Origin of the sequence: Pantoea sp. CS_6 (genome assembly GCF_041954745.1) — a bacterium.
GTDB lineage: Bacteria > Pseudomonadota > Gammaproteobacteria > Enterobacterales > Enterobacteriaceae > Pantoea > Pantoea stewartii.
This window is the reverse complement of sequence record NZ_JAVAYG010000012.1, coordinates 70,656-97,305: the sequence shown is the minus strand read 5'-3', so window position 1 is coordinate 97,305 and position 26,650 is coordinate 70,656. Positions and strand designations below refer to the sequence as shown.

Here is a 26,650-nt window from a genome sequence, read left to right as displayed (position 1 = left end):
CATAATTAATTCTGGGAAACATTATGTGGTAAACAGACATATCATGACACAATTCAAATACTGGTTTTTCGGTACGCTTACTGGCCTGCTTTTTGCGTCATTAAGTGCTTACGCCGATCGCAATCCGACCGTTCGCATCGCCGCGCCTTTCGAGATTAAAGGTCCCGATCCCGCCCTTTCAGGCGACATTCTGCTTCGTATGGATGTGGTGGAAACGCTGGTGGAAACGGATGAGAAAGGTAAGGCGGTACCCGCGTTAGCCGAAAGCTGGGACATTTCGCCCGATGGGCTGCAATGGCATTTTACGCTGCGGAGCAACGCCCATTTTCATGATGGATCACCTGTTACTGCTGAGAGCGTCGTAAAATCGCTGAATACCGCCCGCAGCAAGCCGGGTTTACTCGACAAAGCACCCATTACGTCGGTCAGCGGAGAAGATCGGCGGGTGACGGTCACGCTGAGCGAGCCTTTCACGCCGCTGCTGGCGGTGCTGGCTGAAAGCCGTTCGCAAATCCTCGCGCTGAATTCCTGGGACGATACCAATACCATTTCACGCGTCATCGGCAGTGGCCCTTTCCAGCTCGTCAGTTTCCAGCCCCCTCAGTCACTGAGTGTAAAACGGTTTGAAGGATACTGGGGAGAGAAACCCAGCATTGAACGTGCCCGTTATTTGTCCGCAGGTCGGGCTGAAACGCGCGCATTACTTGCAGAAAGTGGTGATGCGGATTACGTCTTTAATCTGGACGCCGCCAGCCGTCAGCGCTTGTCACACAAAAGTTCACTACAGGTGCTTACCGTTTCCGTACCCCGTACGGTGATGCTGAAGCTGAACGTCGCTCATCCGTTCCTGAAGGAGCAAACCACGCGCGAAGCGCTCAGCCTGGCGATCAATCGGAATGCGCTGGCTGCGGCCATATTACGCTATCCCGGTGCGGCAACACAGATGTTCCCGCCCTCTATGGCCGGATGGCACAACGCATCTTTACAGCCTCTGGATTATGCTCCTCAGCGTGCCGCCGCCTTACTGGCACAGTCCGGATGGATATCCGGCCGGGACGGCATGTTAACCCGCGCTGGCCAGCGCTTTACCCTCACGCTGCTGACATATCCCGATCGCCCCGAGCTGCCCTTAATCGCCATGGTCATTCAGCAACAACTGCGAGAGGTCGGGATCGAGGTCATCATCAATTCAACCAATTCCAGTGAGATACCCGCGCGTCATCATGATGGCAGCCTGCAAATGGCGCTCTATGCCCGTAATTTCGCCCTGACGCCGGATCCTGGCGGCACGCTACTTCAGGATTACGGTTCGCAGGGAGGTGACTGGGGCGCAATGAACTGGCACGACAACGCTTTTGATAAGGCGCTCAGCACGCTTTCACGTAGCAACGATCCCGATCAACGACAGCAGGCAAGAGCGGTCATCACCGCCGCATTACAGCGTGATTTACCGGTTATTCCGGTTGCCTGGTACCAGCAGTCAGCAGCAGTAAACGCGAAGCTTGCCGCCGTAAAACTGGATCCCTTTGAACGCCATTTTGGCCTGCGTGAGATGAAATGGGCGGAATAATGTTTAAACAACTCGTCTGGCGCCTGGGTCAGGCTGCCTTTGTGATTTTTGCCGTCGGTATTTTAACGTTCGTTTTAGTACAGGCGTTACCGGGCGATATGGCCTGGCGCATTGCGTCGGGACGATATGGTTATGACCGGGTCGACCTGGCGGCGGTTATCCGCGTGCAGCAACAGCTGACGGACTTTTCCGCTCAGGGAAATGCACTATGGCACTGGATGTGGGATCTGCTGCGCTTCGATTTCGGGCGATCTCTCGTCTCAGGGGAACCGGTCAGCAGTGAGCTGGGCTGGCAGTTAACACAAACCCTTGCTCTGGCCGGGGTAGCACTGCTGATGATGTTGATTCTCGTTATTCCCGCGGGGGTCTGGGCAGGATGTCGGCCGGGCAGTGTTGTTGATCGGCTCATTAACGTGCTGGCACCCACGTTTAAATCGATTCCACATTTTGCCCTGGGTTTACTTCTGATTATGTTGTTTTCGCTGCGCCTGAACTGGCTACCCAGTGCGGGGCATGGGGAAGGGCAACATTTCATCCTCCCGGCGCTGACGCTGGCATTAACGCTGAGCGCGGTAGGGGCGCGTGTTGTCCGCGAGGCAACCTGTCAGGCTGTGAAAGCAGGCTGGTATCGCTGGGGAGCGCAAAAGGGCCTTTCCGCGCCGCACCTGTTCTGGCGACATGGTTTGCGCAATCTCAGTGTCCCTGTCGTCACCTGGATCGGCATGCAATTCGTCTGGTTAGTGGAAGGTGTGGTGGTGATCGAAACTCTTTTTGCCTGGCCAGGTGTCGGACACGCGCTGGTACATGCGATTTTTGCCCGGGATGTTCCGGTGATTCAGGCCAGTGCGGTGGTACTGGGATTGACCTTTGTCACCTTAAATATGCTTGTCGATGCTGTGTGTTATGTCCTGGATCCCCGAGGTAAACGCGTATGACGTACCGCCAAAAAACGGGGTTGGTGATAATTTTAACCTTGCTGGCCTTTGCGTGGCTGATGCCGTTGTTGAATCAGAACGATCCCCTGCAGCAGGATTTGTTGCAGATGTTAACGCCGCCCTCGGGTAACGCGTGGCTGGGTTATGACCATTTAGGGCGCTCGATGCTGGCGCGCCTGAGTGCGGCGCTGCGATTGTCGCTGGGGCTGGCGGCCCTGTGTGTGATTACAGCAATGCTCATGGGGCTGCTGGCGGGAATAGCCAGCGCCTGGTACGGCGGATGGGTCGATCGACTTTTCGGTATGCTGGCCGACATGTGTCTGGCGCTGCCGGGCCTGCTGTTAGTCCTGCTGCTCGCCGCAATCGCACCTGACGCACCACTCATGTTATGGCTGGGACTTTCACTGGTACTGTGGGTGGAGTTTTTCCGTGTGACGCGCGCCACGCTGCGGCCTGTGGTCATGTCGCCAGCCGTTCAGTCATCTTCACTGCTTGGCTTCTCCATTGTTTATCTGTTTCGCCGACATCTTTGGCCGGCCCTGTCTCCGTTATTACTGACATTGACCGTCTATGCATTCAGCAATGCCATTATGGCCGTATCGGCGCTGGGATTTATCAGTGTTGGCGTTCGTCCACCCACACCTGAGCTGGGCCTGATGATGACGGAGCTGTTCCCCTATGCCTGGGAAGCGCCCTGGCTATTACTACAGCCTGTGGTTGTGCTGTTTATCCTGCTGGTGGGGCTGAATTTGTTGGTCAACAAGGAGCGCAAATGGCAAGCATCGTAATCAAACAGGTCGCCGTCTTCGCGGATACCTGCATTGTTGAGCCTATAAGTCTGATCATCCATTCCGGCAGGCCCGTCACCTTCATTGGTGAGACAGGATCGGGAAAAAGTTTGTTTGCGCAGGCGATTTTCGGCGCCTTACCCGACGGACTGCGCGCTGAAGGAACGGTAGTCATTGACGGGCAGCAATATAATCTGCAAACCGATCTGACAGCACTCCGTGCGCTGTGGGGACACCGTATTACCGCTTTACCTCAGGAGCCCTTGCTGGCGCTTGATCCGACGATGCGTGTGAAAGGCCAGACAGAAGAGGGTTATCGGTACATACGGGGGTTCACGCGTCAGGGCGCGCAGCAGGCGGCAGGTTTGGCGCTGGACTCGCTGGGGCTGGCCCACGCGGCAGAGCGTTTCCCCTGGCAGCTTTCCGGTGGAATGGCCCAACGGGTGTGCTTTGCCGCTGCGCGGGCGGGTGGTGCCACTCTGCTTATCGCGGATGAACCGACGAAAGGACTGGATGTGGCGCGACGGGACGAAATTGGTGACATGCTCAACCTGGCTGTAGCCCGCGGCGAAGCCTTGCTGACCATCACCCATGATATCGCGCTGGCCAGACAGTTAGGCGGTGACATTGTCGTGATGCATAAGGGAAAGGTGATTGAGCAGGGGGATGCCACGCAAGTCCTGAATGCGCCGCAGAAGGCTTATACGAAACAGTTGCTGGCCGCTGAACCCCATGCCTGGCCACCGGCCACGTTGTTGCCCTGTGATGACACCCTCGTATTACGGGCCGAAGGGCTTACTCTGAAACGCGCCGGGAAAACGTTGTTCCGCAATGTAAATTTATGCTTTCGCGCCGGTGAAATCGTTGGGCTTTATGGTGAGAGCGGCAGTGGCAAAAGCAGCCTGGGAGATACGCTGTCGGGCTTGATTAAGCCCGATAAGGGAACGATAACCCGACCGGGTAGGTTTCATCCGTTGCGTTATCAAAAACTATACCAGGATCCTTCTGCGGTTTTTCCACCGGATATCACTATGGCCCAGATCATCGACGATCTGCTGCAGCGCCACACAATCCCGGTGAGGCGACGTGATGAGCGGATGCGGCAATTGGGGCTCGGACAGGCGTTGTTACACCGTCCGGCTTCAGGATTGTCAGGCGGTGAGCTTCAGCGGTTTTCGCTGCTTCGGGCGATGTTGCTGAATCCCGTGTTCCTGTTTGCCGATGAACCCACGTCGCGTCTCGATCCTGTGGTTCAGCAACAGACGCTGGCCTTACTGACTGACCTGGCCATGCAGCAACGCTGCGCCATTCTGCTGGTCAGTCATGATCTCACGCTACTTGAAAGGAGTGCACATCGGGTCATTTCCCTTGATGCGATTAGCCTGCCTGATGACTGAGGCAGAGCACCCTCAGATGTGCTCCATGACCAGCACGGCCAGCGTATCCGGCTCCAGCGCTCGAAAAATATGTTCAGTGTCGCCGGGATAGCTGATGTAGTCGCCCGGTGCCAGTTCGACGGGCGAGTCTGTGGGCCCGACCAGCGCGCGTCCCTGAGTCAAGATGAGATGCTCAATGGTATTCGGCGAATGCGGTTGCGAGCGGCGCTCGCTGCCGGGCTGGATGTGCAGCAGATAGATATCCCGTCGCGCGCCGGGCGGACAGGTTGCCAGCAGGACGGCTTTATAATCCGCCTGCTCGGCGGCAACGGCAGGGCCTTCACCGCGACGAATAACCTGCAGGCGGTTCGCTTCCGGCTCCATCAGGCGGGCAAACGGAATATTCAGGGCAACGCAAAGTGACCACAACGTCTCAATGCCAGGATTACCGTTCCCCGCCTCAAGTTGAGAAAGGGTCGACTTTGCTATGCCAGCCCGACGCGCGACTTCTGCGAGAGTCAGTCCTGCCCGCTGGCGCTCTCTGACTAAACTGCTGGCGATAATATCAATGGGTGTACTCATCCTGCATCCTGTTCGTTATGGCGAACGTATCGTTCATCTTGTAATACTGCTGCGGTCCGTTCATTATAATGGGTATATCGTTCGTTATGGGAGCTAATCGTGGTGCTGGATAAAAAAGAGACTCTGGACAAGGGCGTGATAAAAGCCATTTTCCTTGTCTGTCTTGCCGATGGCATTGTAGGCCTGTCATATGGTTCGCTCGCTCTTGCAGAGGGTTTTCCGTTTTGGGTGCCGCTGGCGTTATCGACGCTGGTGCTGGCGGGGGCGTCTGAATTCCTGTTTATCGGTATCGTGGCGGGCGGTGGCAGTCCTCTCACGGCGGCAGCGGCGGGGCTGTTGGTCAATGCGCGTCATCTTCCTTTTGGTATCACTGTCAAGGATTTGGTCGGTCAGGGCAGACGGGGTCTGCTAGGATGCCACATCATGAATGATGAAAGTGTCGTGTTTGGCATTTCCCAGCCTACGCTGGCGCAACGTCGCCAGGCATTCTGGATATGCGGCATCAGTATTGGCGTAATCTGGCCTGTGACCGTAATGGCTGGCGCGGCGATAGGGCAGTTTATTCCGAATGTGTCTACTATCGGCCTGGATGCGGTCTTTCCCGCGATCCTGATTGCGCTAATCTTTCCTGCCTTACGCAAAGCGCGCACCCGCATTCCTGCTATGACTGGTGCGTTTTTGTCGCTGGTGGTCACGCCTTTCGTACCTGCCGGTATGCCCGTATTGTTTTCCTTGCTGGGCCTCTTTACATGGAGATCGCGCAAATGAATCACGCCATGATTATTGCAGGTATTGCGTTGCTGGCTGCTGGCACCTACGCCATCCGTTTCGCGGGTGTTAAACTCGGCAATCGTCTGCCCGTCAGTGAACGAACCCAAAACATGTTATCCGATGCTGCCACTGTACTGCTGCTTGCGGTTGCGGCAACCACCACGCTGTTTGAAGGCCAGCATTTTGCAGGGATGGCCAGAGTGATGGGCGTCGGGTTTGCCCTGTTCCTTGCCTGGCGTAGAGCTCCGCTGATTTTCATTATTCTGGGCGCGGCCTGCATGACGGCGTTGTTGCGCTACATGGGTGTACCCTGAATGCGCTATTTATCTTGCCGGACCCGGCGATAAATTGCGTGTCAGCCTTGACGAACAGCGTCGCTTAAAATACAACTAGAACCCGTCAGGGGAGTCTCGCCAGAGAGACTGAGAGGCTAATAGCGCCATGCGCGGCTTAGCGACCCTTAGAACCTGACCCAGTTGATACTGGCGTAGGAAGACGGGCATCTGCGCATCGCGTAGATGCTTGCCGCAGAGCCTGTTTCTGTCAGGCTTGTGCTTTTTCCCTTCTTGTATCGCGGGTCTCTGAGAGCTAACAGAGAGGCCAATGTGACTATCCTTATTCCGTTTTTACCCCATCAGGATGGCGGACAATGAGCCGCTGGTCAGTGCTGGGCTGCGGTGTATCCGGACTCTGTATCGCGACGTTACTGGCCGAACACGGCGAGAAGGTTGAAGTCATTACACAACCGAATTGTCAGGCGGCGTCCTACTGGGCTGGCGGCATGCTGGCACCCTGGTGTGAGGCAGAAAGTGCGCCTCAGCAGGTCGTTGAATGGGGACAGCACGCTGCAGCGTGGTGGGCGGCCCGCATAAGTGGCGTTGAACAGCAGGGCACACTCGTGCTCGCGCCACCGCGTGACAGCGCTGAACTTACCCGGTTTGCCAGCATGACCACAGCGCATCAGTGGGTTGCGCCAGGTGACATCGAACCCGCGCTGGAAAACCGCTTCGCCCGGGGATTATTTTTCCCGGCTGAAGCGCATCTCGATCCGCGTCAGGCAATGCAACAGTTACGTGCACGTCTGGTCAGCGCGGGCGTCATTATTCACGCTGGCAAGCCCAGCGGACGCATTATTGATTGCCGCGGTATTCATGCGCGTGAGGCACAGCCAGCCTTGCGTGCGGTGCGGGGCGAAATGCTAATCCTGCAAACGGATGAGATCACGTTTTCCCGGCCTTTACGCCTGCTGCATCCCCGTTTTCCTTGCTATCTGGTTCCCCGGGCGCAGGGGCACTTTATGCTCGGGGCCACCATGGTTGAGAGTCAGGATACCAGCCCCATCAGCGCGCGCGCCATGATGGAGCTGCTGAGCGCTGCTTACAGCATTCATCCTGCGCTTGCCGAAGCGCGCATTATCGAAAGCGGGACGGGGTTACGTCCTGCTTATCACGACAACCTGCCCGACGTGCGTTATGAAAACGGTGTCTTTTCCATTAACGGCATGTATCGCCATGGCTTTTTGCTGGCACCGGTTATGGCCGAAAAGCTCATGCATCAACTTGCAACAGAGAGACTACTATGCGAATCGAACTAAATGGTCGTGCTATCGAGACGAAAGCCGGGACGCTTGCGGAGTTGTTAGAAGAGCAGGGCATTGACGCTGGCTGTGTGGCCAGTGCCCTCGATGGAACCTTTGTTCCCAGAGAGCGCTATGCTTCACAGTTGCTTGAGGCCAACTGCCGTCTGGAAGTGCTGTCGCCGATGCAGGGAGGTTGATCATGTTTTACGACTACACGGGCGACTCCCGTTTTTTACTGGGCACGGCCGGTTATCCCTCACCGGATATTCTTCAGCAGGCTGTTGTGGCCTCCGGTGCGGATATCATCACGGTCAGTCTGCGTCGGGAAGGAAATCAGGGTGGGGCCTTTCGAGATTTACTGAAAACGCTGAATAAGCGCGTGTTACCCAATACGGCGGGTTGCCACACCGTCAGGGAAGCCGTCACGACGGCGCATATGGCGCGCGAACTGTTTGCCACGCCATGGATCAAACTGGAAGTGATCGGGCATGCGGATACCCTGCAACCGGATCCTTTCGCCCTGGTCGAGGCCGCCCGTATTTTATGTGCCGAAGGTTTTCATGTTTTTCCTTACACCACAGAAGATCTGATTGTGGGCGAAAAACTGCTGGAAGCGGGCTGTCAGGTGCTGATGCCCTGGGGCGCGCCCATTGGCTCGGGGCAGGGGCTACGCAATATTGACGGTTTACGCACCATGCGTGCCTGGTTTAAAGACGTTCCGCTGATTATTGACGCGGGGATCGGTGCTCCCAGCCAGGCGGCGCAGGCGATGGAGCTGGGCTTTGATGCCGTGTTGCTGAATACCGCCGTCGCGAAATCCCACGATCCGGTACGCATGGCGGGAGCGTTTGCCAGTGCCATTCAGTCAGGACATCAGGCGCGGTTGGCCGGCATGATGGAACGTCGGGATATGGCGGTCGCCTCCACACCCGTTTTTGGTCTGGCGCAGTTCAGTTAAGGAGCGAAAATGTCGCGATATCAACGACAGACTATGTTGCCTGAAGTCGGGGATGAGGGGCAGCAGGCGCTGGCTGCAGCCCGCGTTCTGGTCGTGGGCGCAGGTGGACTCGCGTCAACCCTGTTGCCCCTGCTCGCAGGGGCCGGCGTGGGCTATATCCGGCTGTATGATCATGATGTCGTGACGCTGCATAATTTGCATCGCCAGACATTGTTTACCGTTGCCGACATTGGCGAGCCCAAGGTCTTCTGCGCGCAGCGTGCGCTGGCGCAACGCAATCCTGACATAGTCATTGAGCCGCATGCTGATGCTCTGCGTGCCAGCATTATCGATACGGCAATGACAGGAATTGATTTGGTCATTGACGCCGCAGACAATTTTGCTGTGACCTATCTGCTCTCCGACAACTGCTATGCCCGACGAATTCCCCTGGTGAGTGCCTCTGTGCTGGGAAGACAGGGCTATGTTGGCGGATTTAGCGGCGGAGCGCCCAGCTATCGCGCGCTGTTTCCCCGTTTACCCAAAGCATCAGGCAACTGCAACACCGCGGGGATTTTAGGCCCGGCGGTTGCCACCTTAGGCGCCATGCAGGCTCAGATGGCGCTCAGCATACTGCTAACGCTGTCGCCGTCACCGTTAGGGTGCATGATCAACTGTGATTTTGTGTCATGGCAACTGCGTCAGTTCCGCTTTGACGCGGCACCGGAACCGGAAAAACCCGGGATTCCGTTTATTGATCCTGCCTTGTTGACGCCAGATGACTGCGTGGTGGAGTTACGTGGGATGGATGAAGCCCCCGTGAGCGTCAGCACGAATGCTGAGAGGCTACTGCCACAGGATATTGCCCGCTGGCAGCCGCCTGCGGATAAGCGCATTGTTCTGGTCTGCGCCAGCGGCATGCGTGCCGCTCAGGCCGCGCAGGCACTGGAGGCGCGTGGCTGTGAGCGGCTGGCCATCATCGCCGACCGCTAAATCTGACGGAAAAGCAGGCTTATCAGGCCCGGTCTGAACGACGGGCCTAATAGATATCGGGTCGGGTAATCGTCCAGGCGTAATCGGGCCGGTTGACGGGCTCATAACCGAACTTTTTATATAGCCATGGCGCGGTTGAGGTGAACAGTAGCATCCTGCGAAGTTTATCCACGATGGGATGGGACTGACAGCAGGTAATCAGCCAACCTCCCAGACCTGCGCCCTGATACTCTTCCAGCACGTAGACATCACATAAATAGGCAAAGGTGGCGTAATCAGTAACAAAGCGTGCAAATCCGAGCTGCTGTTGATGATGAAAAAGGCCAAAATTTAAGCTGTTCTCTATCGACAGAGCCACCGTTTCCACATCAATACCGGCTGCCCATGTTGAGCGGGTAAGATAGCGATGAATCGCCTCAATATCCATCCTTGCGCGATCTGTCGTGATCAGATAATCGTCTTTACACCATTGCTGAACGGCCACCATCTGTTTCCCCCTGCCTTCCGATATGAATGAAAGTTATGATGACCGCGTTGAACGCACGATCAGGATACCAGGTTGTGTACGGCAATCACTATCAGCAAAAGGCCCCCTGCCATGTTTACATAGCGTTTCAGAACAACGGGATTCACGCTTTGCGCTGAAAAAACCAGTAGCTGGCTGATAAGCGTGAGCCAGAGACACATCACCACAATGTGCACGGTGGCCAGGCTCAGGAAGGCAGCCAGATCGGTTCTGTCGCCTGTAAACTGGGAAACCACCGTCAGGTAGAACAGGATAGCTTTAGGGTTAATGACGTTGGCCAGCCAGGCGCCTTTTATCGTCACCGCGCTGTCCATGGCGTTCAGCGTAAAGGTTTTTGTCTTTATCCCGGTAATAAACAGCAGTCCGCCAAGCCACAGTAAATAAACGCCCCCCACGATTTTCAACCAGGTGAACACTGTGGATGACGCCACCAGCGCCGTTGACAGTCCCAGTCCAATCAGTAGCGCGTGCGTGTAAATACCCAGCGCAGTGCCGAACAGTGTTTTAAACAAGCCTCTGTAGCCTGATGTAAGTGCACTGTTCATCGCCAGAGTGAAACTCGCCCCAGGTGACAGCGCAATCGGCAACAGTGCAGGCAGAAAGCCAGCGAGATTAATATCCAACGGCTCTCCGTTTACAAGGCTTTTTCGCTGCGTGTACAGAACCGATCATACACTATGACGGATTGTAGAAAGCACACAGCTTGTTACCGGTGGGATCTCTGAGATAAGCGACACAACGACCATCGGTTTCTCTGATATGCGGTGGGGATTCAGCCGAGGTTCCGCCGTTTTCGAGACCCTGCTGATGCCAGCGGAAGACGGCGTCAGATGAGGGCATCGCAAAGCCAATGGTTCCGCCATTGGCAAAGGTGGCCGGTTGACCATTAATGGGCTTAGTGACAATAAAACGCTGGTTATTTTTCGAATAAAAAGGGCGGCCTATGGCATCAATTCCCTGCTCTTCACACGCTATTACGGCAAAAATGGCGTCATAGAATTTTTTAGCCTGTTCAATATCGTCTGTACCAACAACCATATGACTAAACATGATTAACTCCTTTTAACATCGGTAAGCATATACTTAACATACCCGCAATGCGTGCGGAAGAGCTGATGAATGAGCTACCTGTTTTACAGGTTGTCAGACGATGCGACAGGGCGATGACTTCCCGTGATTACGATGCATTGATGCAGCACTATGTAGAGGATGCCAGCCTGATGATAAAGCCGGGAATGACAGTAACGGGCAAGGCCGCCATGCGTCGTGCTTTTAAGGCCATTGTTCAGGATAAGCGGATGGTTGAGCTGGGCCGAATGGCGGTCATTGAGAGGGGAAAACGGCGCTGGTGATCATGGAAACCGTGCTGCGTTATCCCTGTCAGCAGGAAAACCATGTTGAAACGACCCGGCGCGCCACCTATGTGTTTCGCCGGGACAGTGATGGTCAATGGCGCTGCACCGTTGATTCGGCCTGCTGCCCCGGAATGAAACCGCCCGTTCGGATGTAATACGAACGGGCGGTTAGTCAGATGACTTCCACCAGCTGGAAGGTTTCAAAGATCAGCTCCATTTCGGGACTGAATCCGCCGTTGCGCTGGAAGAAGCGTTGATGTTCACGCTGCCAGTACTCAAGACTCAGGTCGCCTTCTCCTTCCATCATGGCCATTTCCGGCGTGACGCGATCAAAGCGCGTCAGAAAAAGCCCGGTCGTTCTGACGACGCACAGCGGTTTTTTCTCGCCATCTAAAATAATGTTGTAACCGCCAGGCAGCGGCCTGACGTCGTCATCGTACCAGCCCTGCAGTGAGCTGCAGGTGGCAATTTTCTTCCCGGTCAGGACCAGGGTCGCCAGTTCATTCGCCAGCTCAGGTGAATCGCCAAATGACCACGACAGTGCGCCAGGATATTTAGCCTTTATTTGTTCCACATTCATTGTCATGGGAATATTACGTCCGTTTATGGGTTATCCACTCAGTTTGTGTGCATCGCAGGGGAATATCAGGCCAGAAGGCGTTCTGCCCACTGTTCAACCGAATCGCCGCTGCCGATATCGGGCTGGACCAGACCATTAATCATGAAGGTTGGCGAAACATGAATCCCGTTCTGACGGGCATACTTACAGTGCCATTTCACCAGATTTTGTAAGTCAGGGCGATCGAAAGCCGCATAAGCATCAATGCCGCTGTAATCCCTGAGCCGTGCCAGGAGTTGGTTAGGCGTGGTGTCCATGTTAGGACCACGGCAGTGGTCAGTGAACTCAAACGCTTCGCGGTGATCGGCCACCGCCTGGAGGACGGCTTTAGCCGCCGCTTTACCTTGTACTGAGGCGGCAAGAATATAGCGCACAATAACCCCGGAATACATATGCCAGGGCTGGGACTGAAGATGGACTTTAAGCGTCATCTTATCTTCTCCGACCAGGCTCAGGAGCGCATCCAGCTTATTGAAAGCCCGAACGGAGAAAGGGCAGGTGGGCTCGATAAAAACTTCAAAAAGATGAGGCCCATGACCCCAGGTCAGTGGTTCTGCCCGTAGTGTTTCAGTGTTCATAGCGGCTCCTGTTGTAAAGCATGAAAGTTGGCTTCAATGACTGTGACAAACTTAGCCAGGTTCTGCCAGTGCAGACCTTATTTTTAACCGATAAGGATTAATCTCATTTCTCTCACATCAAACCAAACCAAACTAGAATTAGCTATCCGGCGGTTTCGCTTTAAAGGCCAGCACTATCAGATTTCATCAATGTTAAATCATGATATTAAACATTATTTTTAACGTTAAGGCACAAAGCGGCAAACTGAAGCGAAATAAAAGCCGCTAAGGTAACGCGCTTTATTCCCTGATATTGGGGTTCAGTCGCGTCATTTATGCCTGGTTCAGGTCTGAGGAACACTGCATGTCGCATTTTCGTCCGGTAGCGCTGGAACACGCAAGCCGTCTGCTTAATCACGGTCCCACGGTGTTAATTACCAGTCGCGACAGTCAGTCAAAGCGCCGCAACATCATGGCCGCAGCCTGGTCGGTACCCGTTGAGTTCACACCAGCAAGAATGGCTATCGTTGTGGATAAATCCACATTGTCACGTGAGATCATTGAAGCCAGCGGGGCATTTGGCATTTGTGTACCGGCGGCGGGTTTTGTGGATATGGCTTATGCGGTGGGCAGCACGTCCGGGCGCGATCAGGACAAGTTTGCCGACTTCGCTATTCAGGCACACGAAAGTCCGCACTATGGCGTGCCGTTGCTGGAAGAGAGCTGTGTCGCGTGGATGGAGTGCCGTCTGCTGCCTGAAACGGAAGCGCAACAGGCCTATGACACGCTGTTTGGTGAGGTGATCACTGCGGCGGCTGACAGCCGGGTATTTTATGACGGCCGCTGGCATTTCGAGGCCGTGGATCCCGCGCTCCATACATTACATCATCTTGGCGGTGGTCAGTTCGTGACCGTTGCGAATACGCTGACTGCCAAATCAACGCGTTAAAAGAGGTACTGAATGACAATTAAGAGTTACGCAGCCATGCAGGCGGGACAAGCGCTGGAGCGTTACGACTATGATCCCGGCCCGTTGGACGCTGAAGATGTTGAAGTCGAGGTTGAGTATTGTGGTGTCTGTCACTCCGACCTGTCGATGATCGATAACGAGTGGGGAATTTCGGCTTATCCCGTGGTTGCTGGTCATGAGGTCATCGGACGCGTAGCCGCACTGGGCGACAGTGCAAAAAATAAAGGGCTGAAAGTTGGTCAGCGTGTGGGCATTGGCTGGACGGCCAAAAGCTGCCAGCACTGCGATCCCTGCATCAGTGGCGATCACGTTAACTGTGCACAGGGTACGACGACGACCATCGGCAACCACGGCGGTTTCGCTGAGAAGCTGCGTGCTAACTGGCAATGGGTCATTCCGCTGCCGGAAAAACTGGATCCTGCCACGGCAGGCCCACTGCTCTGCGGCGGTATCACGGTATTTAAGCCTCTGCTGATGCACAACATCACGGCGATGAGCCGGGTTGGTGTGATCGGGATTGGTGGACTGGGTCATATCGCCATTAAAATCCTGCATGCCATGGGGGCGGAAGTAACGGCGTTCAGTTCATCTGAAAGCAAAAAGCAGGCTATCCTCGACATGGGGGCAGACCATGTGGTGAACAGTCGCGATCCCGAGGCGCTGAAAGCGCTGGCCGGTCAGTTCGATCTGATTATCAGCACTGTCGCGGTCGATCTCGACTGGCAGCCGTACTTTGCGGCACTGGCTCCTCGCGGCAAGTTCCATACGGTCGGCGCGGTGCTGAAACCTTTCGATGTCCCGGCTTTTAGTCTGATTCTGGGTGACCGTGCCGTTACTGGCTCGTCAACAGGCTCTCCGGCTCAGTTACGTTCACTGCTGAAGCTGGCTGGTCGTGCAGATATCGCCCCGACGGTAGAGTACTTCCCAATGTCCAAAATTAACGATGCGCTGGCGCACGTACGCGCGGGTAAAGCCAATTACCGCGTGGTTCTGAAGGCGGATTTCTGATGCCAGGCGCGCCTTTCTGGCGCGCCTTTTCTCTTTCCCGTAAGTAGACGGGCTAATCTCTGTTAAAATTAACTCCTCACGCTTGATGCCGGACGTCTGTACTGGAGAGATTATGTTGTGGATTTGGAATGCCCTGATCGTGTTTATCACCGTGGTCGGCATGGAAGTGGTTGCTGCACTGGCACATAAATACATCATGCACGGCTGGGGTTGGGGCTGGCATCTTTCACATCATGAACCGCGTAAAGGCGCATTTGAAGTTAACGATCTCTATGCCGTGGTATTCGCCATTGTGTCGATTGCCCTGATTTACTTCGGCAGTACAGGAATCTGGCCGCTCCAGTGGATTGGTGCAGGCATGACCGCTTATGGTTTACTGTATTTTATGGTCCACGACGGACTGGTACACCAGCGCTGGCCGTTCCGCTACATACCGCGCAAAGGCTACCTGAAACGGTTATACATGGCCCACCGTATGCATCATGCTGTAAGGGGAAAAGAGGGCTGCGTGTCCTTTGGTTTTCTGTACGCGCCACCGTTATCTAAACTTCAGGCGACGCTGAGAGAAAGGCATGCGGCTAGATCGGGCGCTGCCAGAGATGAGCAGGACGGGGTGGATACGTCTTCATCCGGGAAGTAACTGCCTGACCGGATGCCGTCAGCAAAAGCGTTAATTTTTCGGCGGTGGACGTGGACTGGCGATGATCCCAGGCCTGCTTACCGGCCTGTTCAACTTTCACGCCAATTTTACGGTACACCTGCTTCGCTGTCGCGATGGCCCAGGCCGAGCGTAAGGGTAATTGTGCCAGACCGGCCATTGATGATACGTAATAGGGTTCCGCTTCCCGTACCAGTCGCCCGGCGATACGGCTTAAGGCCTGCCGGTTTTCTGGCGCAGCATAATTCGCTTTCGTCAGTCCTTCCTGTTCCAGCCAGCTTTCAGGCAGGTAACAGCGGCCCACCTGAGCATCGTCGACAATATCACGCGCAATGTTGGTCAACTGGAAAGCCAGCCCGAGATCGCAGGCGCGATCGAGTGTGGCGTTATCACGAACGCCCATAATTTGCGCCATCATCAGGCCCACAACACCGGCGACGTGATAGCAATAACGCAGCGTATCGTCCAATGTCAGATAGCGCGTTTCGCGCACATCCATGGCAAAACCTTCCAGATGATCGAACGCGTAGGCGGGAGCGATATCATGCGCCATCGCGACCTCCTGAAACGCAGCAAAAGCGGGCTCGTGCATTTGCGAACCGGCGTAGGCCTGACGCGTTTTCATTTCAAGCTGCTGCAGGCGCTGCTCAGGCATCTGCGAAGAGGGCTGGTCGGCATGAAAGCCCAGTGTTTGATCGTCAATGACGTCGTCGCAGTGGCGGCACCATGCGTAAAGCATCAGCACGCTGCGACGGGTTTTGGCGTCGAAAAGCGTCGATGCAGTCGCAAAGCTTTTCGAGCCAACCGCCATGGTTTCGACGGCATGATTCAGTAATGACGTATTCGTCAAATCAGGTCCTCCAGCATTAAGCCTGCCGTCGCCTTCGCCGAGCCGATTACGCCGGGAATGCCCGCGCCGGGATGGGTGCCTGCGCCAACCAGATAAAGATTATCAATGTGCTTATCGCGGTTATGTGGTCGGAACCAGGCGCTCTGGGTCAGAATAGGTTCAACCGAGAAGGCCGAACCTTGCCAGGCATTGAGCTCGTCGCGGAAATCGAACGGCGTAAACATACGGTGCGTCACCAACTGGCTTCGCAAGCCAGGCATGTAATGTTGCTCAAGGTAGTCAAAAATACGATCGCGCAGTCGGGGTCCTTCTACCGCCCAGTCGAGGTTCGCCGTGCCTAAGTGTGGAACAGGCGCCAGCACATAATAGCTGCCGCAACCTTCCGGTGCCAGTGACGGATCCGTGACACAAGGTGCGTGTAAATAAAGCGAAAAATCCTCAGCCAGACCATCATGGTTAAAAATTTCGTGAATCAGTTCACGGTAGCGTGGCCCAAAACAGACGGTATGATGGGCGAGTTGATCGTGATGATGGTTGAGACCAAAATAGAGTACAAACAGTGAGTTACTCATACGCTTGGATTGCAGTTTTTTCGCCTGCTTAGCGGCTGCGGGATGCTGAGACAGCAGATCGCGATAGGTATGTACAACATCAGCGTTCGACGCCACCGCGCAGGTTTCAAACCGTCTGCCGTCTTCCAACTGCACGGCCTGAATCTTGTCCCCAACGGTTTCCATATGACTGACCCGGGCGTTAAGCACGACTTCGCCGCCCAGATCCTGAAACAGCTTGATCATGCCATTGACCAGCGCACCGGTTCCACCGCGTGGAAACCAGACGCCCCATTCCCGTTCTAACGCGTGAATCAGCGTATAAATGGACGAGGTTGCAAACGGATTCCCCCCCACTAAGAGCGAGTGAAAAGAAAACGCCTGCCGAAGATGCTCATCCTCAATGTAGCCGGCAACTTTACTGTAAACGCTGCGCCAGGCCTGCAGCTTTGCCAACTGGGGCGCGGCCCGAAGCATGTCTTTGAACGATAAAAAAGGCACAGTGCCGAGCTTCAGATAGCCCTCATTGAATACGGCACGCGAATAGTCAAGGAACGCTCGATAACCCGCAACATCGCGCGGATTAAACTGCTGTATCTGCGCTTCTAACTGGGCCTGGTCGTTATCGTAATTGAAGACCTTGCCGGACTCCCAGCACAGGCGATAAAACGGCGTGACCGGCAACAGCTCGACGTAATCCTTAAGCTGTTTACCGGCCAGAGCAAACAGTTCTTCAATCGCGCTGGGATCGGTGATAACGGTAGGGCCTGCATCAAAAGTAAAGCCCTGCTCCTGATAAACATAAGCCCGGCCACCCGGCTTGTCGCGCTGCTCAAGCAGCAAAACAGGAATACCTGCGGCCTGTAAACGAATTGCCAGTGCCAGGCCACCAAAGCCCGCACCAATTACCGTAGTTGGTTTCATGTAGTCGCTCTTCAACGATGAGTCGTCATAATTGCCTGCAATGCCGCGAAAACGGGAACGGGCGGCTTGCCGCTCAGAATGCGTAGCCGATCGATCACGGTGAGTTTTCCCGCATAAAAGCGGGAAATCAAATCCTCGGGTAAGCCATAGAAACGCTGCATCACACGCCAGCGGGACTCGGCCGGTCCGGCTAAAAACAACATGCGATTCAGCATGCGGAAAAACCCCTGTTGCTGCCAACGTTGCTGGGCAAAGTGAGCAATCGTCTGGTGAACAGAGGAAGAGGTAAACACATTCAGCGCGCTGAGACGATCGGCCAGCGCCACCGCGAGCGGTAGGGAGTAGCCGGTTGTCGGATGAAACAGCCCGGCGCGTAATCCGCTACAGGCTTGTGGTTGCTGTTGCCAAAACTGACGATTATCGCCCGTTAACGTAATGGGCAATGCACCCTGTTCTTCCCGCAGCAACGTCTGTAACGGCCAACCCTGTCGCGCAGCATAATCGCGAATGTTCTGACGCGCCCGTTCGGCCTGAAGATTAGCCTTGTCAATGTAATGTGTGTCTTCGATCAGCAGTGCGGTTGCGGAAAGCGGCAGGGTATAAACAAAGCGGTAGCCATTTTGCTGATCGACCGTCGCATCCATGATAATCGGTGACGATAAACCATGCGGCGCGCTCAGTTGCCACTCCTGACCGATAAATGCCTGGAATCCTACGCGTAGTGCAGAATCAGGCGTGTAACCCCGTCCGTCGATCACTGTACTGGCATGAATAATCCGGCCATCCGCTAACTGGACCGATTCAGCATGGACGGCTGAAACCGCGGTATGCAGCCATAAATGTTGTCCAAACTGTTGCCGGAGTATCCCGGCGAAATGCCGGGAGGTCACGCAGTAGTAGCCACTGTTCACATGGCGACGGCGCTGAGGGAAACGAACCTGGTAGTCGGGCCAGTGATGGACCACAAGCGGCGCTATCCAGCGATGCTGATTCAGCGTTAAATCCTCTTCGTGAAAGGACCAGGTATGGTTCCCTCCCGCCTCAGGACCCGCCTCAATAAGCAAGATCCGCATATCCGGATGCTGTTGCTGAAGCCGGAGCGCGATAAGGCCATTAGCCAGACCGGCACCGACCAGAATGAGATCATAGTGCGGTTGCATAATCCTGCCCACTGAGTACTGGCTGACAGGTCCGCATCGCCTGTTCAACAATATCGGCGGCGGCTGGTGTGCCGCCTGCCAGACGCAATGCGGCCTGAATTTTTGTCATACGCTGCGGGTAATCGGTGTTAGTCAGCAGCGATCGAATCTGCCGCGCCAGCGCATGGCTGGTGGTAAACCGAGACGCACGCTTGCCGATGCCATGATAAACAATTCGTGATGCCACGCCAGGTTGATCAAATGCCAGCGGCAGCGCCAGTAGCGGTGTGCGGGAAGCAATAGCGTCCAGTACCGTATTCATCCCACCATGTGTGATTGTCAACTGTGCCTGTGAAAGTGCTGCGGATTGATCGGCAAAATCCACAACCTGAATGTCCCCGCCCCGGGCCAGTTCACCTGCCTGCGTGGCTGAGAGGCCGCCACAGTGTGCCAACAGTAACTGCGCATCCACCTCTTCGCAGGCTTTGGCGATGGTCCTGAACAGGCCATAACGATGCCCCTGCAGGGTGCCCAGCGAGGCAAAAATACGGGGTTTGTCCGGGGACGGAAAATAAGAAGTTGCTGACCCCGGCGTCCCCTGGGGTTGCCGTAACGGTCCAACCGCATGAAAGCAGTCTGGCAGTGCTTTGCGGGGAAAATCCAGTTCGGGGATCAACTGGCTGATTTGTGCCAGTGGAGAAAAACAATGATGCAGTTTTTCACGCGGGGCTAAACCCATTCTGCAGGCATGATGCGCGATCACACAATCGTGACGTCGCATCAGCCAGTCATAAATTTTTTCGCTGGTGGTATAGCGTTCCCGAGCCGCATCGCTGGTGCCGTACTCGAAAGGCATCACCGCCAGAGGCAAACCCGGTTCGCGGTTGAGCGGCAGCGCGCAGGCCACCGAAACAAACGGCAGACCTGACGCTTCTGCGACTACTGCACCTGCCGGCTCCATTTGATCAACGATCACGCCCTCTATCTGCAACGCATGAAAAGCGGCGGGCAGTTCCCGGCAAAGCATATCGCTGGTACGTGCCATTTCATTGATCAGTCGTAACATCGAGGGTCCGAGTGGGTGCGCGGCCAGGTGCAGCAGGTGCGATAAGGAACCGGGAGGATGCGTTTGCAGTCCGACGGTCTGGAATCCGATATCGCTGCCCGTTACCAGCGCTTTGCAGTCATGTTGCTGAAAAAACGTAACACGATGACCGCGGGCCACTAATTCCTGAGCAAGGTTTTGCAGAGCGCGAACATGGCTGAAAAAGGGCGGTGCAATCACCGCAAAATGGCTCATGCAGCATCCTTAACTGACGGCAGCGAGTTTTTTGTCAAACCAGGCCTGAATAAAAAGTTGGGTGGTGGAATGGCCGTTTTGGCATGCCGCGGAAAGGTGTTCACTGGCCAGGCGCAAATGCTGTCGCAGGCGTTCTTCGACCGCGCCTGAGCCTAATAAATTGACCAGCGTTGATTTACCTGCATCCTGATTGATGTCTTTGCCGGTATCGGTCATGCCATCGGTAAGATCGTCAAGCAACTGAAAGGCCTGACCGAGATCGAGCGAGAAACGATGCAGGTTCTCACGCGCTTCGCAGGACGCGTTGGCTGCAATGGACGCCATTTGCGTTGACGCGCAAAACAGCGTGCTGGTTTTAAACTGATTGGTTAGCAGTATGGCATCGGCGCTACGGGGTTTATCGCCCTCCGAGAGGTCCTTAAACTGGCCCTGAACCAGACCCTGCATGCCAATCGCAGTGGACAGCTCCGACACCGCGCGAGTTTTGGCTATCGGCGTCAGACCTTCAGCCTCGGCAATCACCCCAAACGCTTTGCTGAGTAAAGCAACCGCCGCCAGAATCGCCACATGTTCACCGTACTGCGTGTGAATGGTGGGACGCCCCCGACGCATCTGCGCATCGTCCATGCAGGGCATATCATCCAGAATCAGCGAGGCAGCATGCACCATTTCAACCGCGCAGGCTAAATCCAGTAATCCCCCGTGACTGATCGCACAGCCAAGATCGCGCGCTGTTAATAACAGCAGCATCGGACGAATACGTTTGCCCGGTGCCAGCGTGCCTTCACGCATCGCGGCACCCACACAATCCCGCTCACCCTGAACCGGCAGTAACTGATCAAGGCGGCTATCGATATCAGCCAGCAACTGCTCAGCCGAAATGCCAGTAAGGTGAACGTGTTTTTTTGCGCAGACCGTCATTCGGGCTGTCCTTATTAACGAATACATTTACGACAACGCTAAAACGTGCGATGCCATTTTAAAAGATACTTTAACTGCCAGAGCATCGTTGGCAGGGCTACCCGTTTTTTACCGTTCGGGTTTTCAGTTTTTTTGGGGCTAAACCCATATAATTAATACTAGTTGAGCTTTAAGAAAAGAGGGGAAATTCATCAACCTCCGTCACTGCCCTCTGCCGGACAGCTCTTAATCACCTGGATCGTTCTTCAGCGCGTCAGCGCCCGTAATAGCGAAATAATCTGTGAAATGTCATCCGCGCTCAGGGGAGTGTCTTTGGCAAATTGCACATTGCCTTGTGCGTCAAGAACAATTGCCGCCGCCCCGCCCGGTTTAAGCTGCCAGCGATGGCGGGCAAGGCCACTGCTGTCAATGATGAACTGCTGCCACGGCGACGCTTTTTTACTGGCGCGAATGCTGTTAACCACAAAAATACTGCTGCCCGGCAGCGCATCGTCGGTATTAACGATGGTAGTTGTCTGAAAGGTCTTTTCCGGCAGACTGGCCTGCTGAATGGCGCTGATGAGGCCTGCGGACTGCTCTTTAGCCGATAACCGGCCAGCCACATGAATAAGTAAACGGGCTTTTCCTGTAAGTGACTGACTGTTCCAAGTTTGGTAGTGAATTTGACCGTTGCGTAACTGCATTTCACCTTTATCTGCGACAGAAACGGCCGGAACAGGTTTGCCCATCGTAAATGTGTGAGCATGAGACCAACAGGAAACAAGAAAAAGCACCATCAATCCATAACGTTGCACGTGGTCTTCTCATGTTGTCTTAAGCAGAACTTCCAGCTTAGCAACTTTCTCCCTCTTTCGTCTGTTTAATGCGTGTATATGACGCAGATCAATAAGAATCGCCCTGAATTGAACAAAAATGCAGCATTAACGACAGGTTGGGAGGTGAACATGCATGCAGAGTTTATGACATTACCCGAAATGGCGACCTATCTGGGTATTTCGCAAACAAGCCTGGTCAGAGCGCTTTGCAATCGTGGGGCGTTATATGGGGTACCGTTGCCTGAGGGGCTGGAGCATCTGCCTTTAACGCAGCGTCACTGGTTACGCGAGGATGTACGGCAGTTTAAACATGCGCTACAACGTGCCCATGTTGTCCATCATCACAGAACGGGCAAAAGTTATTATGCCTGACAGCACTGTCGCCCGCTTTTAGCGGGCGACATTGTTTATTTACCTTGCTCGTCGCTTTCACCCAGGAAGAAGTACCAGAGCGGAATGGACATTAAGCCTGTAAACACTGTTGTATAAAGCAAAATCATCAAGGCCTGCGTGATATACATCATCGCGGTCCAGTCGCTGAACGGAATATTGTATTGCTCAATTACACCACTCACCATGGCGCGAGCCATCACCGTTCCGACAATAATGGCGAGAATGGCGACACTGCGCAGGAAATAGCGCATCTCTTTACGCTTTACTGCAAAACGGGACTGCACAATCGCCAGCGGCGATTGTTGATCTTCCGGCGTAGCGACCACCTGGCGTACCGCACGCTGCGCTTTACGCCAGCGTTGCAGATCCAGAAGCACAAAGACCACTAAACTGACGCCCATCAGCGGCAACGCATAACCCAGAGCCAGGGCGAGAATCAGGCTTGAGCCCTGAAGATAGCGGGGTAACGCCAGCCAGGCCGCGAGCAGCGTTTGCACTGGATTGGCCTGCGGCAGTGCCGGGCGTCGAATCCACCACATGCGGTAGCCGAGCACGATCATGGCGCACAAACCAAAACCAAAGAACGCGAGAAGCAACTGATTGGGTAAGCCAAACAGCACGCCCATATGTGCATCCACGCCCCAGCGCGTAAGTTTTGCGACCAGCGGGAAACGGGCAAACTCAACGTGATCAACAATGCTGAAGTCATGCGGATTTACGGATACCGAGTCGACCTGCGTCGGCCAGCGACGATCTATCTCACTGACCGTCCAGGCCTGGTCAGGGTTTTTGGGCTGGCGCAGCTCAATTTTGGCAGCGTGTAAACCGGCCAGGCGCGCGGCGTGTTCAACGCTGTCCCAGTCCGCGTCCGGCTGATTGAATACGGCGGGCATACTGGCATGATGACCCGGCATTGAAGTCTCCATCACCATGCCGTCCATGTCGGGATGATGATCGGCGTGGGGATCGGCAGGCGCAGAGGGTGCAGCCCCGTTTAATGCCGTTCTGACCTGCGGTGTCAGCCAGCCAAGATCGCTACGCATTTTATCAATATTGCTCCCGGCCCACTGCGACCAGGTCAATCCCGTAACGGAGAAAAAGATCAACCCCAGAGATAACACCAGGCCCAGCGTAATATGCCAGTATCGTGTCAGTGCAAAACCCGTCTTGCGCGTTTTTACCTGACGCCGGGGCCGGGTACCAGACCACAACACGATCCCGCCCAGCGCCGCTACCCACAACCACGACGCCGCGAGTTCACTGTAGTTGCGGCCAACATCCCCCAGCAGCAGTCCACGATGCATCTGGTCAAGCCACATCCGCAGAGGTAACACGCCGCTGGTGCCGTATACGGTCATATCACCTTTGACGCGAAGCGTATAAGGATCGATGAAAACAGAGCGTGACTCTGATGGGCCTGACTGTGCATCCGTAAATTGCACGCGAGTGGTGTCATGAGCGCCGGGCGCAGGCCGTACCGCATAAATCCGCGCATCACCAACATATCGCCGCGCCGCAGCAATCTGAGCGGACAGCGGCTGAGCGGCACCCACAGGTTCCGCGGTTAACGCATCTTTATAAATTACGTTTTCTATCTGTGGCGTCAGGACATAAAGCGTGCCGGTTAATGCCGCAATAAAAATAAACGGCGCAATAAACAGGCCAATGTAAAAATGCAAACGGCGCAAAACATTCAGTACCGTGCCGCGCGGCGGCGATGTTATTTCTTGTGAAACACTCATAGCGATTCCATATTTCGAGAATACCGGGCTTTTCTTCTTCGTGGATGACGAAGAAGAAAAGATCACATTAAATTGAGACGCGCATTTGCAATGGTGGGGCGCGCTGCCGGTAAACCCGCTTGTGGCGCGGTAACAGGGGGCAAAACGTATCGGGAGTCGGTGGGGCCCGGCTAATTAAACACATTAACCAGATGAACGGAATAGACACCCACAGCATAAAGGGGATATGGACCAGCAGATCGCAATAACCACAGGCACTCATCATCATGCTGTGATCGCCCATGGCCATATCGCTATGGTGATCCCCCATCGGCATGTCGGCCATGATCATATCGTTATGCTGGTCCATCATCGACATGTCGGACATCGCCATCGCGTCACGATTTTCAGCCAGATTTTTGGATACCATCGGTGCAATGAACAACAGCAGTACCGCCAGTATCGCAAGACAGGCGGTAAAACGTTGTCGATTATAATGGGTGGCGTTAATCATCTGAACGGCGGTAGTCGGGTACACGATAGAGGCGGCAGTGTAACGCGTCAGAGAGTTTAGGGTTAAAAGAAATGCCTTTTTGCCCCAAAAAATTAGCACCTTTTGAACACCTTCACTTAATTAGATATTAAGAATAACTTATCTGTTACTGCTGCCATACATTTGAGCAACATTATTCATCCGCAAAACGTGATAAAGGATACGTCATGAAAATCGTAACGCTTGATGGCGGCACGCTGCCCGTCCCTCCTCCTCAACCTGACTGGTGCAGCGACTGGTGTTTTCGTGAAGAAACGCACGACAATGAGATTATTGAGGCGTTAAAGGGCGCAACCATTGCCATCACCAATAAAGTCCCGCTGCGTGCGGCGACGCTGGCGCAGCTTCCTGACCTGCGCTACATCTGCGTCACCGCCACGGGCTTTGATTGCATTGATATTCCGGCGTGTCGGGAACGTGGAATCGTCGTGAGTAATATCCCCGGCTATTCAACGCAAAGCGTTTCAGAATGCGTGATCGCCTTTATTTTTGCGTTGCGTCGCCAGATAGTGGAATACGCGACGCTCACGCGTGAAGTATGGCCTGCGTCTTCTCATTTTTGTTTTCACCGTTCACCGATTCAGGATATTGCGGGGGCAACATTAGGCATTGTGGGAAAAGGAGACATTGGTATCGCCGTGGGCAGGCTGGCACAGGCGCTCGGCATGAAGGTGTGCTTTGCCGAACGCAGGGGCAGCACCAGGGTGCGTGAGGGCTATGTAAGTTTTGACGAGATGCTGGCCGCAAGCGATGTGATTTCGCTGCATTGTCCCCTGAGCGAACAAACCCGGCATCTGATTAACAGTGAAACCCTGAATAAGATGCAACCCCATGCGCTGTTGATCAACACAGCGCGTGGCGGTCTGATTCATGAAGCTGATTTGGCGAAGGCATTGCAACAGGGCACGATAGCCGGAGCGGCACTGGATGTGCTGAGCAGTGAGCCGCCGCCAGCCGATCATCCTCTGCTTCAGGCCGATGTGCCGAATCTGCTTGTCACGCCGCATATTGCCTGGGCAAGCAAAAGTGGTATGCACAATTTGTTGCAAGGCATCATGGTCAATCTGGCTGGCTTTGAGCAAAACCGGCCTGTAAATGTTGTCAGCTGAGTCAGAATATTGAGCGGCCCAGCCTGTCAGTCAGGCACTCCAGCGCGGCAGTACCTGCCAGCGAGTTGCCTGCACTGTCCAGCCCGGGTGACCATACCGCTATACTCATTTCGCCCGGGACCACGGCAATAATACCGCCACCTACGCCCGATTTTGCGGGCATGCCGACACGCCAGGCAAATTCACCCGCCCCATCGTACATGCCACTGGTGATCATCAAGGCATTGATTTGCCGGGCCTGACGGGAGGTGATGAGCGCCGAGCCGTCAAGCGTTTTTCCCTGGTTTGCCAGGTAAATAAAACTGCGGGCCAGTTCAATACAGTTCATGGACAATGAGCAGTAGTGAAAGTAGGTCTGCATCACGTTGGTCACGTCATTGTCAAAATTGCCAAATGACTTCATTAACCAGGCGATAGCCGCGTTGCGGGCTGAGTGTTCAAACTCTGAACGCGCGACATGACGATCGTACTGAATATCAGGTTGCTGGCTCAGTTGACGGATAATCTCAAGCATACGCTGGCGCGGTGCTGTAAGACGCGTTTCAAGCAAATCACAGATCACCAGCGCGCCGGCGTTAATAAAAGGATTACGCGGTTTTCCCTGCTCAAGTTCAAGCTGAACCAGTGAATTGAACGGCTGACCTGAGGGCTCTTTACCCACGCGTTGCCAGATCTCCGCATCCTCATAGCGCGTCAGTGCAACAGTTAAGGAGAGGACTTTAGAAATCGACTGGATGGAAAAGCGCGTTTCAGCATCACCCGCCTGAAAGACTGTGCCGTCACGCAAACAGACGGCAATTCCTAAATGATCGGCAGCCACGTCGGCCAGTGCCGGAATATAATCGGCTACCTTACCGCGATGAATTAAGGGACGAACCTGTTCAAGAACCTCTTCCAGCAAGGCATTACTCAGCGTGGTCACACGTTTCACTCCAGAATAAGCGATGATGGCGCAGGATGATGAGCGCCCTTCAGGCGCAAATCAATGGTTTATGGATAAAATTGCCGTGCACATCCTGAAATCATGTTCTTCGCGTGTAGCGAGCGGCAGAACAGCAGGCGTTGCTGGCGTAGTAAAATCCAGAGATAAATAAAAGCGAGGAATAATGCTGCAAATACGCTAACCTCTCGATTTAATTTGGGTCGTCAG

31 protein-coding genes, 1 pseudogene and 1 riboswitch are annotated in these 26,650 nt (G+C 54.7%); of the genes and pseudogenes, 17 read left to right on the top strand and 15 right to left on the bottom strand.

Translation table 11 applies throughout. From position 1 onward, the window contains the following. Nucleotides 1-43 precede the first annotated feature (43 nt). The 4 genes from RAC90_RS17580 to RAC90_RS17565 are packed head-to-tail and all read left to right on the top strand — an operon-like array spanning nucleotide 44 to nucleotide 4,690. On the top strand, nucleotides 44-1,570 hold the full coding sequence (locus tag RAC90_RS17580; RefSeq protein WP_058708869.1) for an ABC transporter substrate-binding protein: 1,527 nt from the start codon (nucleotides 44-46) through the stop codon (nucleotides 1,568-1,570). Further along, nucleotides 1,570-2,505, top strand: coding sequence for an ABC transporter permease (locus RAC90_RS17575; RefSeq protein ID WP_058708868.1), 936 nt, complete (start codon nucleotides 1,570-1,572; stop codon nucleotides 2,503-2,505). The genes RAC90_RS17580 and RAC90_RS17575 overlap by 1 nt, the downstream gene beginning before the upstream one ends. Continuing rightward, nucleotides 2,502-3,293, top strand: coding sequence for an ABC transporter permease (locus RAC90_RS17570; protein ID WP_058702494.1), 792 nt, complete (start codon nucleotides 2,502-2,504; stop codon nucleotides 3,291-3,293). Before RAC90_RS17575 ends, RAC90_RS17570 begins: the two co-directional genes overlap by 4 nt. Next, on the top strand, nucleotides 3,278-4,690 hold the full coding sequence (locus tag RAC90_RS17565; protein ID WP_058708867.1) for an ABC transporter ATP-binding protein: 1,413 nt from the start codon (nucleotides 3,278-3,280) through the stop codon (nucleotides 4,688-4,690). The genes RAC90_RS17570 and RAC90_RS17565 overlap by 16 nt, the downstream gene beginning before the upstream one ends. 12 nt (nucleotides 4,691-4,702) lie before the next feature. On the opposite strand, the gene RAC90_RS17560 is transcribed toward RAC90_RS17565, so the two are convergent. Continuing rightward, complete coding sequence (locus RAC90_RS17560; RefSeq protein ID WP_006122031.1) at nucleotides 4,703-5,251, bottom strand: helix-turn-helix domain-containing protein; 549 nt, start codon at nucleotides 5,249-5,251, stop codon at nucleotides 4,703-4,705. 96 nt (nucleotides 5,252-5,347) lie between these two features. Between RAC90_RS17560 and RAC90_RS17555 the strand changes: the two genes are divergently transcribed. The 6 genes from RAC90_RS17555 to RAC90_RS17530 all read left to right on the top strand — a co-directional run bounded on the left by RAC90_RS17555 (nucleotide 5,348) and on the right by RAC90_RS17530 (nucleotide 9,531). Further along, nucleotides 5,348-6,019 carry an AzlC family ABC transporter permease gene (locus tag RAC90_RS17555; RefSeq protein ID WP_193750325.1) on the top strand — a complete coding sequence of 224 codons (672 nt, stop codon included), beginning with the start codon at nucleotides 5,348-5,350 and terminating at the stop codon, nucleotides 6,017-6,019. Next, complete coding sequence (locus tag RAC90_RS17550) at nucleotides 6,016-6,336, top strand: AzlD domain-containing protein (RefSeq protein WP_058702491.1); 321 nt, start codon at nucleotides 6,016-6,018, stop codon at nucleotides 6,334-6,336. The genes RAC90_RS17555 and RAC90_RS17550 overlap by 4 nt, the downstream gene beginning before the upstream one ends. 77 nt (nucleotides 6,337-6,413) lie before the next feature. Further along, nucleotides 6,414-6,533, top strand: a riboswitch (TPP riboswitch). 138 nt (nucleotides 6,534-6,671) lie between these two features. Continuing rightward, the gene (locus RAC90_RS17545) at nucleotides 6,672-7,616 is read left to right on the top strand and encodes an FAD-dependent oxidoreductase (protein ID WP_375124581.1); all 945 of its coding nucleotides are present in this window, start codon (nucleotides 6,672-6,674) and stop codon (nucleotides 7,614-7,616) included. Beyond that, a complete protein-coding gene (gene thiS, locus RAC90_RS17540; protein WP_006122036.1) occupies nucleotides 7,601-7,798 on the top strand; it encodes a sulfur carrier protein ThiS in 198 nt (65 codons plus the stop codon). The genes RAC90_RS17545 and thiS overlap by 16 nt, the downstream gene beginning before the upstream one ends. A gap of 2 nt (nucleotides 7,799-7,800) precedes the next feature. Next, nucleotides 7,801-8,559 (top strand): thiazole synthase, encoded by a 759-nt coding sequence (locus RAC90_RS17535; RefSeq protein ID WP_058702488.1) that lies wholly within the window; start codon nucleotides 7,801-7,803, stop codon nucleotides 8,557-8,559. Nucleotides 8,560-8,568: 9 nt separating this feature from the next. Continuing rightward, complete coding sequence (locus RAC90_RS17530; protein ID WP_375124580.1) at nucleotides 8,569-9,531, top strand: ThiF family adenylyltransferase; 963 nt, start codon at nucleotides 8,569-8,571, stop codon at nucleotides 9,529-9,531. Between the two features lie 46 nt (nucleotides 9,532-9,577). On the opposite strand, the gene RAC90_RS17525 is transcribed toward RAC90_RS17530, so the two are convergent. From RAC90_RS17525 to RAC90_RS17515, 3 genes are read right to left on the bottom strand one after another with little or no spacing between them, the layout of a single operon-like run. Further along, a complete protein-coding gene (locus RAC90_RS17525; RefSeq protein ID WP_375124579.1) occupies nucleotides 9,578-10,018 on the bottom strand; it encodes a GNAT family N-acetyltransferase in 441 nt (146 codons plus the stop codon). 59 nt (nucleotides 10,019-10,077) lie between these two features. Continuing rightward, nucleotides 10,078-10,680 (bottom strand): LysE family translocator, encoded by a 603-nt coding sequence (locus tag RAC90_RS17520; protein WP_058702485.1) that lies wholly within the window; start codon nucleotides 10,678-10,680, stop codon nucleotides 10,078-10,080. A 52-nt stretch (nucleotides 10,681-10,732) separates the two neighbouring features. Further along, nucleotides 10,733-11,107, bottom strand: a complete 375-nt coding sequence (locus RAC90_RS17515) for a VOC family protein (protein ID WP_006122041.1) — start codon at nucleotides 11,105-11,107, stop codon at nucleotides 10,733-10,735. Nucleotides 11,108-11,172: 65 nt separating this feature from the next. Here RAC90_RS17515 and RAC90_RS17510 point away from each other — a divergent pair. Beyond that, a pseudogene (locus tag RAC90_RS17510) lies at nucleotides 11,173-11,567 on the top strand (YybH family protein). A gap of 17 nt (nucleotides 11,568-11,584) precedes the next feature. Here RAC90_RS17510 and RAC90_RS17505 read toward each other — a convergent pair. Together RAC90_RS17505 and RAC90_RS17500 are read right to left on the bottom strand one after the other, a co-directional pair. Further along, on the bottom strand, nucleotides 11,585-11,998 hold the full coding sequence (locus RAC90_RS17505; RefSeq protein ID WP_006122042.1) for an ASCH domain-containing protein: 414 nt from the start codon (nucleotides 11,996-11,998) through the stop codon (nucleotides 11,585-11,587). 59 nt (nucleotides 11,999-12,057) lie between these two features. Beyond that, complete coding sequence (locus RAC90_RS17500) at nucleotides 12,058-12,609, bottom strand: thioredoxin domain-containing protein (RefSeq protein WP_033742311.1); 552 nt, start codon at nucleotides 12,607-12,609, stop codon at nucleotides 12,058-12,060. 343 nt (nucleotides 12,610-12,952) lie between these two features. On the opposite strand from RAC90_RS17500, the gene RAC90_RS17495 reads away from it, so the two are divergent. The 3 genes from RAC90_RS17495 to RAC90_RS17485 all read left to right on the top strand — a co-directional run bounded on the left by RAC90_RS17495 (nucleotide 12,953) and on the right by RAC90_RS17485 (nucleotide 15,206). Next, nucleotides 12,953-13,537: a flavin reductase family protein gene (locus tag RAC90_RS17495; protein ID WP_058702484.1), complete on the top strand. Its 585-nt coding sequence runs from the start codon at nucleotides 12,953-12,955 to the stop codon at nucleotides 13,535-13,537. Nucleotides 13,538-13,549: 12 nt separating this feature from the next. Further along, on the top strand, nucleotides 13,550-14,566 hold the full coding sequence (locus tag RAC90_RS17490) for an NAD(P)-dependent alcohol dehydrogenase (RefSeq protein WP_006122045.1): 1,017 nt from the start codon (nucleotides 13,550-13,552) through the stop codon (nucleotides 14,564-14,566). 112 nt (nucleotides 14,567-14,678) lie between these two features. Continuing rightward, the gene (locus RAC90_RS17485) at nucleotides 14,679-15,206 is read left to right on the top strand and encodes a sterol desaturase family protein (protein ID WP_033742309.1); all 528 of its coding nucleotides are present in this window, start codon (nucleotides 14,679-14,681) and stop codon (nucleotides 15,204-15,206) included. Here RAC90_RS17485 and crtB read toward each other — a convergent pair. The 6 genes from crtB to RAC90_RS17455 form a co-directional block, all read right to left on the bottom strand. Next, nucleotides 15,145-16,074: a 15-cis-phytoene synthase CrtB gene (crtB, locus tag RAC90_RS17480; protein WP_039339600.1), complete on the bottom strand. Its 930-nt coding sequence runs from the start codon at nucleotides 16,072-16,074 to the stop codon at nucleotides 15,145-15,147. The two genes, RAC90_RS17485 and crtB, sit on opposite strands and share 62 nt — an antisense overlap. Then, a complete protein-coding gene (locus tag RAC90_RS17475) occupies nucleotides 16,071-17,549 on the bottom strand; it encodes a phytoene desaturase (RefSeq protein ID WP_006122048.1) in 1,479 nt (492 codons plus the stop codon). Before RAC90_RS17475 ends, crtB begins: the two co-directional genes overlap by 4 nt. 11 nt (nucleotides 17,550-17,560) lie before the next feature. Beyond that, entirely contained in the window at nucleotides 17,561-18,709 is a 1,149-nt protein-coding gene (gene crtY, locus RAC90_RS17470) for a lycopene beta-cyclase CrtY (RefSeq protein ID WP_058702483.1), read from the bottom strand. Next, nucleotides 18,693-19,988 carry a glycosyltransferase gene (locus tag RAC90_RS17465; RefSeq protein WP_058702482.1) on the bottom strand — a complete coding sequence of 432 codons (1,296 nt, stop codon included), beginning with the start codon at nucleotides 19,986-19,988 and terminating at the stop codon, nucleotides 18,693-18,695. Before RAC90_RS17465 ends, crtY begins: the two co-directional genes overlap by 17 nt. Nucleotides 19,989-19,997: 9 nt before the next feature. Beyond that, nucleotides 19,998-20,909 carry a polyprenyl synthetase family protein gene (locus RAC90_RS17460; RefSeq protein WP_033742307.1) on the bottom strand — a complete coding sequence of 304 codons (912 nt, stop codon included), beginning with the start codon at nucleotides 20,907-20,909 and terminating at the stop codon, nucleotides 19,998-20,000. Between the two features lie 245 nt (nucleotides 20,910-21,154). Continuing rightward, complete coding sequence (locus tag RAC90_RS17455) at nucleotides 21,155-21,685, bottom strand: YtfJ family protein (protein ID WP_058702481.1); 531 nt, start codon at nucleotides 21,683-21,685, stop codon at nucleotides 21,155-21,157. A 168-nt stretch (nucleotides 21,686-21,853) separates the two neighbouring features. On the opposite strand from RAC90_RS17455, the gene RAC90_RS17450 reads away from it, so the two are divergent. Beyond that, nucleotides 21,854-22,096, top strand: a complete 243-nt coding sequence (locus RAC90_RS17450) for a hypothetical protein (RefSeq protein ID WP_058702583.1) — start codon at nucleotides 21,854-21,856, stop codon at nucleotides 22,094-22,096. Between the two features lie 35 nt (nucleotides 22,097-22,131). Here RAC90_RS17450 and RAC90_RS17445 read toward each other — a convergent pair whose 3' ends face one another. Together RAC90_RS17445 and RAC90_RS17440 are read right to left on the bottom strand one after the other, a co-directional pair. Then, nucleotides 22,132-23,859 carry a DUF2534 family protein gene (locus tag RAC90_RS17445; RefSeq protein ID WP_058702480.1) on the bottom strand — a complete coding sequence of 576 codons (1,728 nt, stop codon included), beginning with the start codon at nucleotides 23,857-23,859 and terminating at the stop codon, nucleotides 22,132-22,134. Between the two features lie 67 nt (nucleotides 23,860-23,926). Beyond that, nucleotides 23,927-24,352, bottom strand: coding sequence for a DUF2946 domain-containing protein (locus RAC90_RS17440; protein ID WP_375124595.1), 426 nt, complete (start codon nucleotides 24,350-24,352; stop codon nucleotides 23,927-23,929). 206 nt (nucleotides 24,353-24,558) lie between these two features. Between RAC90_RS17440 and RAC90_RS17435 the strand changes: the two genes are divergently transcribed. Further along, complete coding sequence (locus RAC90_RS17435) at nucleotides 24,559-25,500, top strand: D-2-hydroxyacid dehydrogenase (RefSeq protein WP_058702479.1); 942 nt, start codon at nucleotides 24,559-24,561, stop codon at nucleotides 25,498-25,500. Nucleotide 25,501: 1 nt separating this feature from the next. On the opposite strand, the gene glsB is transcribed toward RAC90_RS17435, so the two are convergent. Then, a complete protein-coding gene (glsB, locus tag RAC90_RS17430) occupies nucleotides 25,502-26,422 on the bottom strand; it encodes a glutaminase B (RefSeq protein WP_006122057.1) in 921 nt (306 codons plus the stop codon). 22 nt (nucleotides 26,423-26,444) lie between these two features. Between glsB and RAC90_RS17425 the strand changes: the two genes are divergently transcribed. Beyond that, nucleotides 26,445-26,594 (top strand): hypothetical protein, encoded by a 150-nt coding sequence (locus tag RAC90_RS17425; RefSeq protein ID WP_155489655.1) that lies wholly within the window; start codon nucleotides 26,445-26,447, stop codon nucleotides 26,592-26,594. Nucleotides 26,595-26,650: the final 56 nt, after the last annotated feature.